The 15,458-nt window shown below is 64.0% G+C and carries 13 protein-coding genes; 3 read left to right on the forward strand and 10 right to left on the reverse strand.

Annotation, left to right across the window (positions count from 1 at the left end; genetic code table 11):
* The first annotated feature begins 127 nt into the window (after positions 1–127).
* Positions 128–3,286, forward strand: coding sequence for an efflux RND transporter permease subunit (locus tag VGM61_RS06010; RefSeq protein ID WP_331521833.1), 3,159 nt, complete (start codon positions 128–130; stop codon positions 3,284–3,286).
* A gap of 5 nt (positions 3,287–3,291) precedes the next feature.
* Here the strand turns inward: VGM61_RS06010 and VGM61_RS06015 are convergent, their stop codons facing one another.
* Positions 3,292–4,719: an MATE family efflux transporter gene (locus VGM61_RS06015; protein ID WP_331521834.1), complete on the reverse strand. Its 1,428-nt coding sequence runs from the start codon at positions 4,717–4,719 to the stop codon at positions 3,292–3,294.
* A gap of 21 nt (positions 4,720–4,740) precedes the next feature.
* Entirely contained in the window at positions 4,741–5,337 is a 597-nt protein-coding gene (locus tag VGM61_RS06020) for a DUF2239 family protein (RefSeq protein WP_331521835.1), read from the reverse strand.
* Between the two features lie 183 nt (positions 5,338–5,520).
* On the opposite strand from VGM61_RS06020, the gene VGM61_RS06025 reads away from it, so the two are divergent.
* Positions 5,521–6,057, forward strand: coding sequence for an acyloxyacyl hydrolase (locus VGM61_RS06025; protein ID WP_331521836.1), 537 nt, complete (start codon positions 5,521–5,523; stop codon positions 6,055–6,057).
* 22 nt (positions 6,058–6,079) lie between these two features.
* On the opposite strand, the gene VGM61_RS06030 is transcribed toward VGM61_RS06025, so the two are convergent.
* The 7 genes from VGM61_RS06030 to VGM61_RS06060 all read right to left on the reverse strand — a co-directional run bounded on the left by VGM61_RS06030 (position 6,080) and on the right by VGM61_RS06060 (position 12,968).
* A complete protein-coding gene (locus tag VGM61_RS06030; RefSeq protein ID WP_331521837.1) occupies positions 6,080–7,621 on the reverse strand; it encodes a DHA2 family efflux MFS transporter permease subunit in 1,542 nt (513 codons plus the stop codon).
* Positions 7,622–7,671: 50 nt separating this feature from the next.
* Positions 7,672–8,880, reverse strand: coding sequence for an efflux RND transporter periplasmic adaptor subunit (locus tag VGM61_RS06035; RefSeq protein ID WP_331521838.1), 1,209 nt, complete (start codon positions 8,878–8,880; stop codon positions 7,672–7,674).
* A gap of 12 nt (positions 8,881–8,892) precedes the next feature.
* Positions 8,893–10,341, reverse strand: a complete 1,449-nt coding sequence (locus tag VGM61_RS06040) for an efflux transporter outer membrane subunit (RefSeq protein ID WP_331521839.1) — start codon at positions 10,339–10,341, stop codon at positions 8,893–8,895.
* 22 nt (positions 10,342–10,363) lie between these two features.
* Positions 10,364–10,822 carry a MarR family winged helix-turn-helix transcriptional regulator gene (locus VGM61_RS06045; protein WP_331521840.1) on the reverse strand — a complete coding sequence of 153 codons (459 nt, stop codon included), beginning with the start codon at positions 10,820–10,822 and terminating at the stop codon, positions 10,364–10,366.
* Positions 10,823–10,898: 76 nt separating this feature from the next.
* On the reverse strand, positions 10,899–11,150 hold the full coding sequence (locus tag VGM61_RS06050; RefSeq protein WP_331521841.1) for a hypothetical protein: 252 nt from the start codon (positions 11,148–11,150) through the stop codon (positions 10,899–10,901).
* 129 nt (positions 11,151–11,279) lie between these two features.
* Positions 11,280–12,074: a DUF899 domain-containing protein gene (locus VGM61_RS06055; RefSeq protein ID WP_331521842.1), complete on the reverse strand. Its 795-nt coding sequence runs from the start codon at positions 12,072–12,074 to the stop codon at positions 11,280–11,282.
* A gap of 102 nt (positions 12,075–12,176) precedes the next feature.
* A complete protein-coding gene (locus VGM61_RS06060) occupies positions 12,177–12,968 on the reverse strand; it encodes an SDR family oxidoreductase (protein ID WP_331521843.1) in 792 nt (263 codons plus the stop codon).
* A 162-nt stretch (positions 12,969–13,130) separates the two neighbouring features.
* Here VGM61_RS06060 and VGM61_RS06065 point away from each other — a divergent pair, with 162 nt between their 5' ends.
* Positions 13,131–14,159 (forward strand): sigma-70 family RNA polymerase sigma factor, encoded by a 1,029-nt coding sequence (locus VGM61_RS06065; RefSeq protein ID WP_331521844.1) that lies wholly within the window; start codon positions 13,131–13,133, stop codon positions 14,157–14,159.
* 47 nt (positions 14,160–14,206) lie between these two features.
* On the opposite strand, the gene VGM61_RS06070 is transcribed toward VGM61_RS06065, so the two are convergent.
* Complete coding sequence (locus VGM61_RS06070; protein ID WP_331521845.1) at positions 14,207–15,379, reverse strand: M23 family metallopeptidase; 1,173 nt, start codon at positions 15,377–15,379, stop codon at positions 14,207–14,209.
* Between the last annotated feature and the right edge of the window lie 79 nt (positions 15,380–15,458).

Here is a 15,458-nt window from a genome sequence, read left to right on the forward strand (position 1 = left end):
TATCGTCGCCACCTAACGTGGCGTCACGATACCCCGCACGCCGGTTAAACTAAGGCGCGCGGAAACGGTCAAGGAAACGACGCGTGCAACGCGGATCGCCAGGAGAGGCGACCCGCCTGGGAGGTTTGTGAACATATTCGCGCCATTCATCCGACGGCCCGTGGGTACGTCGCTACTTGCGCTGGGGCTTACCCTGGGCGGCATAGTCGCGTACATCCTGCTGGGCGTGGCTGCCCTGCCCTCGCTGGAATTTCCCGGCGTGGTGGTCTTTGGCCAGATGCCGGGCGCCAGCGCGCAGGTGATGGCCACCACCGTGGCCGCGCCGCTCGAGCGCCACCTGGGCCAGATCCCGGGTATCGAGGAAATGGTCTCGCAATGCACCGAAGGCTCGTGCTTCGTGCAGGTGCGCTTCACCATGGACCGCAACGCCGACAAAGCCGCACGCGACGTGCAATCGGCGATCAATGCCGCGGCGGTGGATCTTCCCACCGGCATGCCGGCGTTGCCGAACTATTTCAAGTTCGACACTTCGCAGATCCCCGTACTGCTGGTGTCACTGACATCCACATCGCTACCGCCCGACAAGCTCTACGACATCACCGATACGTTGCTATCGCCCGCGATCGCCCAGCTTCCCGGCGTGGCGCGCGTGCAGATCTTCGGTGGCACCGCGCATGCGGTGCGGGTGGAACTGGACACCGAGGCCCTTGCTGCGCAGGGCCTGTCGGCCAACGATGTTTCCCAGGCGCTGCGCGCGGCGAACGTCAATTCGCCCCAGGGAACGCTCACCGACGGTCGTTCGCAGATGACGGTGTTCGCCAACGACGGCCTGCAGACACCGGAAGATTTTTCCAAACTGATCATCGCCGTCAAGAACCAGACCCCGATCCACCTGTCGGACGTGGCGAAGATCTCCGGCGGCCAGCAGGATGAATACCAGGCCGCATGGTTCCAGGGCCGCCGTGCCGTCACCATGCAGATCAGCAAGCGCGCCAACGCGAACTCGATCGAAACAGCGCAGTCCATCCGCGCGGAAATCCCCAAGTTCAAACAGTGGCTGCCGGCGGACGTGCAGGTCACCCCCATTTTCGACCTCACCCAGACCACGCAGAGCGCCCTGCACGAGGTGAAGATCGCCCTGTTGATCTCCATCATCATGGTGATCCTGGTGATGCTGGTGTTCCTGCGCCGGCTTGGCCCGACCATGATCGCGTCGTTGAGCGTGCCGCTGAGCCTGTCCGGCGCCTTCATCGTGATGTGGGCGCTGGGCTACACCTTGAACACGTTGTCGCTGATGGCCCTGGTGCTGTGCATCGGCTTCGTGGTGGACGATGCCATCGTGGTGATCGAGAACATCGTCCGCCACATGGAAAACGGGTCCGACGCGATGACGGCCTCGATGGAAGGCACGCGCGAGATCGGCTTCACGGTGATATCGATCACCCTGTCGCTGGTGGCCGTGTTCGCGCCGCTGCTGTTCGGCAACAACATGCTGGTGATTTTGCTACGCGAGTTTTCGGTGACATTGGCGGCGGCCATCCTTATCTCCGCCGTCATCTCGCTAACGCTGACACCCGCACTGTGCGCGCGCTATCTCAAGCTCGATCACGATCGCAAGCCCGGGCGTATAGAGCTTGCCCTGGAGCGCTTCGATGCCGGCTTCCAGCGCAAATACGCCAACGCGCTGGACTGGGCCATGCGCCATCGCCGCATCATGCGCTGGCAGCCCTTCCTGCTGCTGCTGGCCACCGTGGGCCTGGGCTTTGCCGTGGTGAAAACCGCCGGTGGCGGCTTCATGCCCGAGGAAGACACCGGCATGATCCAGGGAAACATCACCATCGATGCCAACGTGTCGCCGCTGGTGCTTGCCGAGCGGGTGAAAAGACTTTCCCAGATCATGCAGGACGACCCGGCCGTCCTGGACGTCACCAGTGTCCTGGGCAGCAACAACCAGAACGGTGCGGTGGGCAACTCAGGCTCGCTGTTCGTCGACCTGAAACCCCCGGGCAGTGGGCCGGGTGAGCGCAAGGACAAGATCCAGGCCGTGATGGACCGGGTGGGCAAGCAGTACGAGGGCATTCCTGGCGTGCAAGTGCAGATGCGCCGCGTGCAGCTGCTCGGCGGTGGCGGTGGCAGCGGTACCGGTGGCCAGTACTCGTTCCAGCTGATTTCCAACGACGGCACCCCGCTGCAGCCCTGGGTGCTGCGCGTGGTGCAGAAGATGCGCAGCACCAAGCCCTTCAAGGACGTCGGCAGCGACCAGGACCAGACGGGCAAGCAGCAGCTGGTGAAGGTCGACCGCGAGGCCGCCGGACGCCTGAAGATCACCATGGGCGAAATCGATACGTCGCTGTACAACGCCTTCGGCCAGCGCCAGGTGTCGATCATCTATTCGGACATCAACCAGTACTGGGTGGTGCTGACGGCCGCGGCCGCACAAACGCTCAGCCCTTCGGCACTGCTCAATACCTATGTGCATACGCTGGACGGCAAGCTGCTGCCGCTGGCCACGGTGGCGAAGATCGAAGCCACCACCACGCCCAACGCAGTGTCCCACCAGGACCAGCTGGAAGCCGCGGAGATCAACTACAACCTGGAAACGGGCACCAGCCAGCAGACCGGCAAGTCGCTGGCCGAATCCATCGTGCAATCGTCAGGCCTGCCGCCGGGCATCCACATGGAATTCAACGGCGAGAACAAGCGCCTGAAGGATCTGCAATCCAATTCCGGCACCTTGATGCTGGCGTCGATCCTGGCCATGTACATCGTGCTGGGCATCCTTTACGAGAGCCTGGGCCACCCGCTCACCATCATCTCCACCCTGCCCGCCGCCGGTGCCGGTGCATTCCTGGCCATGCTGGTCACGCAGACCCAGCTCACCCTGATGGCGATCATCGCCGTGCTGCTGTTGATCGGCATCGTGAAGAAGAACGCCATCCTGATGGTGGACTTCGCGCTCACCGCGCAGCGCGAACGGGGGCTGTCGCCGGTCGATGCCATCCGCGAGGCGGCGCTGGTGCGTTTCAGGCCCATCACCATGACCACGCTGGTGGCGATGGGCGCGGCGCTGCCGCTGGCCATCGGCATGGGCGTGGGTTCGGAAATGCGTCAGCCGCTGGGCATCGCCATCGTCGGCGGCCTGCTGGTATCACAGCTGCTCACCCTGCTGTCGACGCCTGCGATCTACCTGTTCAACCATGATCGCAAGCTGCTGAAAGCAGCGCGGCGCGAACGCCGGGATGCGCGCCGCGCGCGGCGTCGCCTGCAGGCGGTCACGCAGAGCTAGCCGCCCTATTCCGCCGGTGTGGCCATGGTCGTGGTCGGCGGCTGGGGCACCGGCGGCGCGGCGCCGAGCATGCGGGCCTGGCGCCATCCGCCGTAGCGGTAATAAGCGATGGCCGCCAGCACCGACACCAGCGACCCCACCGGAAAGCTCCACCAGATCGCATCGGCGCCCAATGTCGGGCTCAAGGCACGCGCGAACGGATAGCGCACCAGCCACAGCCCGATGGTAAGGATCACCAGCGGTGCGTACACCGCGCCCGTGGCACGGACCACACCGAACAACACGAAGGTGACGCCGAAGAACAGGAACGACCACACCACGATGGCGTTGATGTGTTGGCCGATGGCCACCGCGGCGCTATCGTCATGCAGGAACAGTCGCAGCGCCGCCTGGTTGAACAGATACACCAAAGACACCAGGGTGCCGGTAAGCACGAGGTTGAAGCCGCTGCCGACCACGGCGATTCGGTCGACGCGGTCCCAGCGCTGCGCACCGACATTCTGGGCGGCCATCGACGAGACGGCTGCGCCGACGGCGAACGCCGGCATCTGGATGTAGGTCCACAGCTGCGCGCCGGCCCCATAGGCCGCCGTGACCTGCGAGCCATGGGCGTTCACCAGCGCGATCATCACGATCGCCGAGGAAGAGATCACCACCATCTGCAGGCCCATCGGCAAGCCCTTGGTAACGAGCGCGCGCAAGATGGCCGGATCGGGTCGCAGGTAGTGCAGCTCGTGGCGTCCCAGGGCCAGGAAGTGCCTGGTGCGATAGAGCCACGTGATCAACCCCGCCAGGGCGACAGTCTGGGCGATCAATGTCGCCATCGCCGAACCTGCGATGCCCATGGCCGGCACCGGCCCCAGGCCGAAGATCAACAGCGGGTTCAGGGCGATGTCCAGCACCACCGATACCAGCATGAAATAGAACGGCGTTTTTGAGTCCCCGGCGCCGCGCAGGGTCATCATCAGGAAGGTGTAGAAAAACATCGCCGGCAGTGCGATGAAGATGATGCGCAGGTAGGCAATGGCGAAGGGCTGGGCGTCGGCAGGGGTCCCCATGGCACTGAGCAGCGCCGGTGTGGCGACATAGCCCAGCACCGAGGCCAATACAGAGATCCCCACGAAGAACGCCGCTCCGGTGCCCACCACGCGGCGGGCCTGTTCGATGTCCCGCGAGCCCACGCTTTGCCCGACCAGAATGGTGGTGGCCATGCTGATGCCGAACACCACGCCCAGCAGGAAGAACATGATCAGGTTGGCGTTGGTGGTGGCGGTCAGCGCCGCCTCACCCAGGTACCGGCCTACCCAGATGGAGTTGATCGAACCATTCAGGGACTGCAACACATTCGCCCCCAGCGTCGGTAACGCGAAGGCGATCAGGGTGCGGCCGATGGGGCCCTCGGTAAGGAGGTGGGAACGGGACGAGGGCGGCATCGGTACCTGGCTTGTGGTGGATTAGCGGATGCTGGCCTGGCGAGCGCGCTCCACCAGGGCCTGCGCGTGCTCTCGGATATCGCGCGGCCAGCCCTGGATATGCTGGGCAAAGCCGGTGTCATCCTTGCGATAGAAGGCACGCAGGGCTTCTTCGTAGTGTGGCAGGTCGCCGGCCATGGCCTGCATGAAACGATAAGCCGCTTCCTCGGCCTGGCGTGCTTCGGCTTCACTCGGGTGCGCCCGCATGGCCTGCTCGACCAGTTTTCGAAGGGTCACCGACGCACCGCCGGTTTGCCCGGCCAGCCATTCCCAGTGCCTGGGCAATAGCGTGACTTCGCGAGCCACCACACCCAGGCGGGGACGTCCCGGTCCGCGGCGGACGGGCGGGGCATCGGTGGGCCCGTCGTTGGAGGCGGTCTGCGGCATCACGCTGGAGAGCGTCTGCGCGACGGTGCCACGCCAGTCCGGATCCACCTGGCGGCCGGTGGCGTCATCGAACAACACGATAGAGGCCTTGGGTTCTTTCGACAGCACGGCCTTGCAGGCAGAGATCACTTCAGTGGCATTGCCGTGGGCAATGCGGCGGGAGTCCTGGAATGCAGTGAGGCTGGCAATCATGGCGGCTTACCCTTGCATGGCTTTCGTACGGGTAATTTTCCACCGGGTAAAATCAAATTTCAATAAATTCCGGGTGAATTGCCGATAACGTGCATAGCGCGTTTTCCTACATTCAGGTTCACGGTGCATCCACAGCAATTGCAGAACCATACGGTACATTTAACCAGGAACGAGAATATAACCATGGACTTGAAGCGCGCGACGCGGTGCCTGGTGGCTGCCGCGGTGTTCGGTTTCGCAAGTATTTCTGCCAGCGCGCAACGCATTGAGGTCCAGGGCGGCCGTAGCTACATGGACTCCCATCCCACCAATGCTTTTTTCATCGAATCGATCTTTTCCGAGGCTCCCATCGGCCAGAGCCGCTGGACCTGGGCACCGGACGTATCGCTGGGGTATATCGAGGGCCGCGAAGGCCAGGGCGTCCGCCGGTATCAGGATGCCCACCCTGGCACCCGCGACAACGTGTTGCTGCTCGCGGCAGGTGCGCGGCTGCACTACGGCCAGATCGGCGATTGGTACCACCCGTTCTTCTTCAGCTTCCAGGTGGCAGGCCAGACCGGACGCACGCAGGCGCTATCGAGCGGCTATGAATTCGTCAGCACGTTGGGCTGGCAGTGGAAATTCCTGAGCCTGCAGGTCCGCCACATCTCCAATGGCAGCTTCAAGGAGCCCAACCGCGGTGAAACGATGGCGCTGGTGGGGCTGGGCTTCGACTTCTAGTCGAAGCCTGCCTTGAAGAAACCTAGTGGCCGGACGCCGCGGCGCCGGCCTTCGCGGTGAAGGGTGGCTTGGCCAGGAACACCACGAACACCAGGATCGCGAACACCCACCCCAGGGCGTGGAAGACCTCGTTGAAGGAGATCTGGAAACCCTGCTGGGTGATGATGCCATTGACCACTGCCGCCGCCGTCTGCGGATCGCCACCGCCATACTGCGCCAGCGCTTGCTGGGAAACCTGGCTGAAGGGAGTGATGTTCTCCGCCAGCTGCTCGTGATGGACGATCGCCCGGTGCTCCCACATGAAGGTGGTGATGGACGCGGCGAAACTGCCACCAAGGGTGCGCAGGAAGGTGGCAAGGCCTGAGCCTGCGGCAATCTCGTTGGGCTGCAGGTCTGACAGCAGGATGGTCAGTACCGGCATGAAGAACAGTGCCACCCCCAAGCCCTGGATCAGCTGCACCATGGCCACGTGGTAGAAGTCGATTTCCAGGTAGAACTCCGACCTTAAGAAACACGTACCGCCCATGATGACGAAGGCCGCCGCAGCCAGGATGCGCAGATCCATCTTGTGCGCGTAGCGCCCTACGAACGGCGTCAATATCACCGGCAGGATACCCAACGGCGCGCTGGCGAAACCCGCCCATGTCGATGTGTAGCCGACGTTTCGTTGCAGCCACTGGGGCACCAGCAGACCGATGGCGAAGAACGCCGCATAGGCCAGCACCAGCGCCAGCGTGCCGGCGGCAAAGTTGCGATGGCGGAACAGCTTCAGGTTGACGATCGGATCCTTGTCGGTGAGCTCCCAGATAAGGAACACCGCGATGCCGATGGCGGCAATGATGGCGGTGACCACGATGAAGGTGGAATTGAACCAGTCCTCGTCGTTACCCTTGTCCAGCACCACCTGCAGAGCACCCACGCCGATGATCAGGGTGATCAGGCCGATGTAGTCGACCTTCGGCTTTTCAGTGCGCTCCGGACGTCCCTTCATCTGCCCGGCCACCACGAAGCTTGCGAAGATGCCGATCGGCACGTTGATGAAGAAGATCCACGGCCAGGAATAATTGTCGGTGATGTAACCGCCCAGGATCGGCCCCGCGATAGGCGCCACCACCGTCACCATGGCAAGCAACGCCAGCGCCATGCCACGTTTGGCCGGCGGATAGATCGATATCAACAGGCTCTGCGTGATCGGGTACATCGGGCCTGCCACCGCGCCCTGGATGGCGCGGAACAGGATCAGCATGCTCATGCTCTGTGCGATGCCGCACAGGAACGAAGCTGCCGAGAACAACAACGTGGCCCAGACGAACAGCTTCGTCTCACCGAAACGGCGGGTAAGGAAGCCGGTGAGGGGCAGGGCGATGGCGTTGCTGACCGCGAACGAGGTGATCACCCACGTGCTCTGGTTCGCGCTCACGCCAAGGTTGCCCGCGATCGTCGGCAACGACACGTTGGCAATCGTGGTGTCGAGCACCTGCATGAACGTCGCCAGCGAAAGACCGATGGTCGAGAGCACGAGGTTCGGCGGGGCGAACGGTTTTGCGGCGGGCTGGGCTGACATGAGGCTTCTTCAGGGCGTAAGTGGGGGACGTTAGCGAACCGCCAGCGGGCTCACTTCACCTTCATCGTCTGGTCGTCGCTTGTGGCGACGTTCTGATGGATGATCTTCTCGATCTCGTCATTCGCCTTGACCATCTGCTTCTCGTAGATGTCGGTGCTGAAGGCGGGCTGGGTCGGCGCCTGCTGCGCCAGCAACGGACCGCTCTGGTCGTGCAGGATCACCGTCACCACGGTCGACAGGCCCAGGCGCAGCGGATGCTTGTCGAGCTCTTCAGGCTTGGTGAACACCACGCGCACCGGGATGCGCTGGACGATCTTGATCCAGTTGCCGGTGGCGTTCTGAGCCGGCAGCAGCGAGAACGCACTTCCGCTGCCCACGCCCAGGCTCTTCACGATGCCCGTGTACTTGACCGAGCCACCGTAGGTATCGGCCTTGATTTCAACCGGCTGGCCGATGCGCATCTTGCCCAGCTGGGTTTCCTTGAAGTTGGCGTCGATCCACACCTGGTGCAGCGGCACCACGGCCATCAGCGCCGCGCCAGGCTGCACGCGCTGGCCAACCTGCACGCTGCGCTTGGCGATGTAGCCATCCACCGGAGCCCGCAGGGTGGTGCGCACGTCCGCCAGATACGCTGAGCGGAAGCGGGCGGAAGCAGCCTGCACGTCGGGATGCGAGGACACGACGGTGTCGTCCACCAGCACGCGGCTGGTGTTGTAGGCCTGGTTGGCCGAGTTCAGGGCGCTCTCGGCGGAGGTCAGCGTGTCCTGTGCGTGGGAGAGTTCTTCCGCGCTGATCGCACCGGACTTGGCCAGGTCGCGGCGACGGTTGTAGTCGGCGCGGGCGCGGTCCACCGCGGTCTGGCGCACGGCCATGTCCGACTTGGCGCTGTTGACGTTGTTGTACAGGCCGCGCACCTTGCGCACCGTGTTGGCGAGGTCGGCGCGGGCGCCGGCCAGCTGTACATCGGCATCGGACGGATCAAGCTTCACCAGCACGTCGCCCTGGTGCACCAGGTCGCCGTCGTCGGCACCGATGGAGGTGACGGTGCCGGCGATCTGCGGGGTGATCTGCACCACGTTGCCGTTCACGTAAGCATCGTCGGTTTCTTCGTACCAGCGGCCGTCGAAGTAATACCAAAGTCCGAAGGCGATCGCGGCCAGCACCAGCACGACCACAAGCAGGCGGAGGAAAAAGCCGCGGCGGCTCTTCGCGGGCGGGGCGCCGACGGCGCCGGGTGTGGCGGAGGTTTCAGTGGTCATCGTCGTGCAGCCTTAGGATTGAACGTGGTTGGGCATATCGGTGGGCGCAACATTGAAGCCGCCACCGAGGGCCTGGATGAGTTGGACGGAAAGATCCACGCGCTGGGCCACGAGGGCCGCCATGCGCTGCTGGGCCACCAGCAACTGCTGGCGCACGGTCAGTGCTTCCAGGTAGTTGCCGACACCGGCCTTGTAGCGTTGCTGGGCAAGGTCATAGGCCTGGCTGGCGGCGTCCATCGAACGCTGCTCGGCGGCGATCTGGGTATCGAGCGAGCCCAAGCCGGTGAGGTCGTCGGCGATGCCGTTGAAAGCTTCCACCAGCACCTTGTTGTACTGGGCCACGGCGATGTCGTATTCGGCATCGACGTCCGCCAGGTTCGCGCGGCGACGGCCACCGTCGAAGATCGGCAGGCTGATCGCCGGTGCCACTTCGTAGAACAGCGACTGCGCACTGAATAGGTTCTTGCCGCCGCCACTGGCCAGGCCCGCCATCGCGCCAAGCGTGACGTTGGGCAGGAATTCCGCCTTCGCCGCGGTGATGCCGTGGCTGGCCGCTTCCACGCGCCAGCGCGCGGCGACGAGGTCGGCGCGCCGGCCGACGAGATCGGCGGGGAGGTTGTCCGGTACTTCGATGGCCAATGCATTGAGCGGATGCGGACGCTCGATCAACAGGCCGCGGTCCGGGCCCTGGCCCAGCAGCATCGCAAGCTGGGTCCGCGCTGTTTCTACCGCGTGGTCGGCCACCGCCAGCTGCTGCTGCGCACTGGCTACCAGTGCATCGTCCTGCTTGAGCTGAAGCTGGCTATCCACGCCTGCGGCGACACGCTGGCCGGTGAGCTTGCGCGACTGGTTGGAGCGGTCAAGCTCCGCCTTGGCCACGTCCTGTTGGGCGAAGGCGTAACCCAGCTGCACGTAGGCGCGGGCAATATTCGTGCTGACGAGAATTCGTGCCGCCCTGGCGTCTACTTCGGCGGCGCGCGCCTTGCCCAGTGCCGCTTCCCACGAGGCGCGCTTGCCGCCCCAGAGGTCGAGGTCCCAGTTGAAGCTGGCGTAGCCGTACGGGGTCCAGGTGAACACCCCGCCGATGGGCGACGGAATCAGGTTGCTCGGCAATCGTGCACCGGCGACCGAAGCGCCTGCATTGAGCGTCGGCGCGCGCGCGGCGTCTGCGGCACCAGCCTGCGCGGCGGCCTGACGAGCGCGCGCATCGGCGGTGGCGAGGTCCGGATTGCCCTTCAGGCCCTCGTTGATCAGGGCGCTGAGCTGATCGTCGCCCAAGCTGGTCCACCAGTCGGTCACGGGCCATGCGGCCGGTGACACCTTGATGTCGGCAAGGGCCTTCTCGCCATGCAGCGACGATGGTTCGGTGAGCTGGCCTTCCGGGTGCAAACCCCCCATGGAGGCGCAGCCAGCAAGGGCCAGGAGCAGCGCAGTGGACGCCGCGAGTAGGTACGGACGCATAAGTGTTTGCCTAAGCAGAAGTTCAGTCTTTATCGCGAAGCACGCCAAGCATGCGCTGCAGGTAATCACGAAGCCGTGCGCGTTCTTCATCTGAAAGCTCGCGCTGCGCGTCTTCAAGCATGGCCTTGTGGGCGGAGCTCATATGGGTCCAGATCGCTTCGCCGGCCTCGGTAAGCTCGATGCGCAAGGCGCGGCGGTCCTGTTCATGCGGACGCCGGCGCAAGTAGCCCTTGGTCTCCAGCTGATCGAGCAGCCGCGTCATGGCGCCCCCGTCCAGTTCCGAAGCCCGCGCCAATTCCGTGGCCGACATCGGGCCACAGGCAGCCAGGCGCTTTATCACCAGGAACTGGGTGTAGCGCAGGTCCAGGCCCAGGTCGGCCAGGGCCCGCTCCAGGCCTCGCACCAACTCGCCCCGGACCATGCTGATAAGCAGGCCGACGCTGTCCAGCTGGGGTGGATAGGGGCAGGTGGGAGAGATCATGTCGCGTATTCTATTGCCGAAAATATAGTTGTCAAGGCAAATATATGTTCGTCACATAGTTATTGCATCGCAGCATTCAGCTGGCGTTGGTGTCCGCCTCCAGTTCGTCGGCAATCAGCTGGCCGAGCGCCGGATCGCGCACATCGAACAGTTCGAACACGCCAAGCGCCTTCACGGTTGGCAGTTGTTCCAGCAGTCGGGCCTCGACCGCGCGGCGGGTAGCCTCGGGTGTGGAGGGATCAAGCATGGCGTGGGCGCAGGCGACGAAAGTCGCCAGCGCCTCGACGTCAGGAGCCGGCTCACGAGCCGGCAGGTGCAGGACATTCATCAAGACCATCCTTCGGTGGGGACGAGGAGCGCTTGCCGACGGGTGAGCGTCGCAAAGGCTACGCTCGTCTGGGGATGTTCTGATATCGGTATGCGGCCAAGTTATGTCGTTAATCGGCCAAGTTCGGGTTTATGGGTTGGCCGTACCGTCTTTATTTCGGAACGCAGCCTCGCCAACGTCGGATACCTCCACCCACTTCTTGTCAGGCGTGGCACCTTCGACGTAATTGTCGTGCCAGTTCCACCACTTGTAAGTCGGCGTCTGCGGATAGCCTTCGGGCGAGTCCTCCCAAACTTCCTGTCGGCCCAGCGGCGTGATGTCCAGGTAGTTCCAGGTGCCACCCATCTGCTCGTCGCCGCGGTTGTTGACGAAGTAAGTGCGAAACGCCTTGTCGCCGTCGCGATAGAACACGTTGTGCCCGTGCCACTCATCTACGCCGAAGTCGACGTCGAAGCTATCGGTGATGGTGAACCAGGGAATGTCCCAACCCATCCGCGCCTTGAGCCGCGCGATGTCCGCCTGTGGTGCGCGCGAGGCAAATACCAGCGTCGTATCGCGGGCGTTGAGGTGGGCGAGGTGGGCAACCTGGTCGGCGCCCAGTGAGCAGCCACGGCACGCGTGGTCGGGCCAGCCGTGCACGCCAGGTTCGAAGAAGGCGCGGTAAACAATCAGTTGTCGACGACCGTCGAACAAGTCGAGCAGACTTACCTTGCCGGAAGGTCCCTCGAATGCGTAACCCTTATCCACGGCCATCCACGGCATGCGCCGGCGCTCCGCGGCCAGGGCATCACGGGCGTGGGCGTGGGCTTTTTCCTTCGCCAGAAGCTGCCGCCAGGCTATCTCCCACGCCTGCGGGCCCACCACCGGCGGCGTTTCCATGGCGGGCTGCGTGTCGTTGTGTTCGTTGTTGTTCGACGTGCTCATGGCTTTTAAACCTCCGAATCCGGGTGAATTCCCGTGGTCGTGAGATAGTTTTGGCGCTGGACATCGAGCAGCGAGAGTAACAACCACGGCGTGATTCCCCCGCTAGTCATCCAGGCTGCCCATGGTCAGGTTGACGGTAGTGCCGGTCATGCCGCTCGCCTTGTCGGACGCCATGAAGGCGGCCATGTTGGCCACTTCGGCAAGCCTCATGACCCGCCGTGGATGAGTCGTGCTTGCAAGATATCCCTGGAATTGCTCCCAGGTCATGCCCGATCCCTTTGCCTTGAGTTCAAAGACCTCCTTCATTGATTCCGTCTCAGGAATGCCGTGGGGTCGCAGGCCAACGACGCGTATGCCATGGGGTGCAAGTTCGGCCGACAGGGAACGCGTGAGAGCCTCCTTGGCCGCGTGGGCCGGGCCGTAACCTCCCACCGACGTGCTGCCCGCGCGCGCAGGCAGTGAGGTAACGGTCATGATCACGCCCGATTTATTCACGACCATCCGCCGGGCGGCCAGCCGCGCGGTAAGGAAGTACGAGGTGGTATAGGCCGTTATCGGCAGGGAGAATTTCCCGGCATCCAGGTCGATCAGCGGGACGCCCACGATGCCTGAGTCCGGCACCCCTACCGCGTTGAACGAAATATCCACGCGGCCTGCCTCATCGATCACGGACTGCAGGTGCCGGTCCACGGCCTGCTCGTCCAGCGCGTCCACCTCAGCCACGGTGGCGGACCCGCCGGCGGCAACAATGTCCCGTGCAACCGCTTCAACCGGTGCGCGGGCCCGCCCGGTGAGGAACACTGTGGCGCCCTCGCTGGCGAAGGCACGCGCGACTGCACCGCCGATGGCACCGCCGGCTCCATAAACCACCGCAATCTTGTCTTTGAGCATCATTTTTGAGATCCCTTCGTCATGCCGGTATCCCGGGTATCGGGTCCGTCCGTGATGCAGACACCGCGACAAAGGGAAACTGGGCGGCCTCCCACCGCCCAGTTCGGGCCTTCGTCGGTGTCCATAAGGAATTGATGCGACGATGCGCAGACCAGGGTGAAGCAAATGGCAGGCGTGATGACAGCCGATGTGTTCTCAAGAGCGCGGACCGGGGACGGCGGCGCATTCCGGGAATTGACCCAACCTCATGTACGAGAGCTACAGGCGCACTGTTACCGCATGCTCGGATGCTTCCAGGAGGCCGAAGATGCCCTGCAAGACACGCTGCTGACCGCATGGCAGGGCCTGCGGGGCTTCGAGCAACGTGCCTCGCTTCGTACCTGGCTCTATCGCATTGCCACTAACCGGTGCCTCAATGTCATTCGTACGGCCAACCGACGACCGGCCAAGGCGTGGAACATTCCTGGTATCGAGCCGCCGGAGCCGACCGGGCTGGGAGAGGTGCCCTGGCTTGAGCCTTTTCCCGATTCGCAGCACGTGCATGGGTTTGCCGCACCTTACGGCTCGGAGGTGCGTTACGAGCAGACTCAATCGATCTCGCTGGCCTTCGTCACGGCGCTGCAGTTGCTTCCGCCCCGTCAACTTGCCGTGCTCATCTTGCGCGATGTGCTGGGCTTCGAGGCAAAAGAGGTGGCCGGCATGCTCGACTCAACGGTCGAATCAGCCAACAGCGCGCTCAAACGGGCGCGGGCAAGCCTGAAGCTGCGTTCGCCTTCGAGCGTTGGCGGCGAACCACCGCCCGTTGCCGGCTCGCCGCAGGAGGATGCGATCGTGGCGAAGTTCGTCAGCGCCTATGAGGCGTCCGATCTGGACGCGCTGGTTGCCCTGCTGACCGACGACGTCTTCATGTCGATGCCACCGATGCCACTGGAATATGAAGGCCGTGATGTCGTGGCGCGCTTTCTCGCCATCGTGTTCGGTTCGGGCCGGAAGTTTACCCTGGTGCAAACGCGCGCCAACGGGCAACCGGCATTCGGCATTTACGTTCCTGGTCCGGATGGCATCGTGCGCGGAACAGGCCTGGTCGCGCTTGCCATTCGTGGCGACCGAATCTGCGCCATGATCCGCTTCGAGAATCATGTGCTGCCGTTCTTCGGATTGCCGCCGTCCCTTGCGCCAGTGGCTGGTCAGTAAACGGAAGCCCGATGTGGCGCATGGTTGGGCGCTGCATCCTGCGGAAACTATCGGCCAGGGAAGGTCACTACCTCCATGGGGCCTGGCATCCCCGGCGCCCGGTTCGCTGCCTTGCCGCGCGTCCATGCCTGGCCGCTGCCGAACGCTTCGATCGACGGAAATTTCCCGTCTACGCGAAAACCTTGCATGGCGTAGGGAAGCCCTTCCGCGGCCAATGGCGTATTGGCATCGGCGACATGCATGTGCAGGTGCGGCCCGGTGGACTGCCCGGTGAAACCGAGCCTGCCGATCACATCGCCGCGGTGCACGTGCTGCCCCGGATGCACGCGCACGCTGCCAGGCTGAAGGTGTTCGAAGAAAACGAAGCGGCCGTCGCCCAGGTTCAGCGACACATAGTTGCCGGTGGCATCGCCCATGGGCACACGCGATGGCCCCGGCGCCACTACGCCGGGCTCGGCGACGTCATCGCGGGTCGCGGCCACGGTCGCGTCAGCGACTGCAAGCACGTCGGCCCCGTAGCCGAACCAGTTGGCAGGCTTGCTGGCATCGCCGCTGGCGTGGGCGCCGTTCGCATCCACCTTGATCCAGTCGATGGCGAAACGGCCGGGCAGGTGCACGCTGCCGTCCACGGCATAGAGCACGCGGCGATGGCCGCGCTCCCACGAGGCATCGTAGATCGCCACCCACGGGCCACCGCGCAAGGGCGGACCCAGTGCCACCGGATTTGCCGGGCGCGGAGTGAATCTGCCGCCACCCACGGTGAAGTGTTGGGTAGTTCCGGCGACTGAGTACTCGATCCTGTGCCTGATGGCCTCGCCCTGGGGTGGAGCCGGCAGCGAGAGGTAGATCGTGGCGTGCCCGCCGGGCGCGACCGATCGTTTCGCCGGCGTGCGCTGGACCTGGCCGACGGCATCATCCAGCGTCTTTCCATCGAGATGGCCCAGGGCAGTGCCTGTCGCCTCATCCAACGCGTCAACGCTTTCCAGCTCGAGGATATCTTCGGAAAAATTGGTCAGTTGCAGCTCGTAAACAAGCTCGGTCTTGGTCCCGAGCACGGCAGGCTGGGGTACCCAGGGCACCTGGATGTCGAATGACTGGCGCACGGGAAGTGTCGAAGCATGCAGCCCGGCGGTGGTGATGAACGCAAGGATCGCGAACGCAGGGGCCGCCCGTCGTGGAGCGAACCGGAGTTCCGCGCTTGCTCGCCTATCGAACGCCATGGCCACGCCTTTGTTGATCCGGTTCAGCAGCGTCCACGACGGTCGTTCCCCTCGCCAGTGCCTGAAGTCGGCGGCGCTT

This window comes from Pinirhizobacter sp. (genome assembly GCF_036499745.1).
Lineage (GTDB): Bacteria > Pseudomonadota > Gammaproteobacteria > Xanthomonadales > Rhodanobacteraceae > Pinirhizobacter.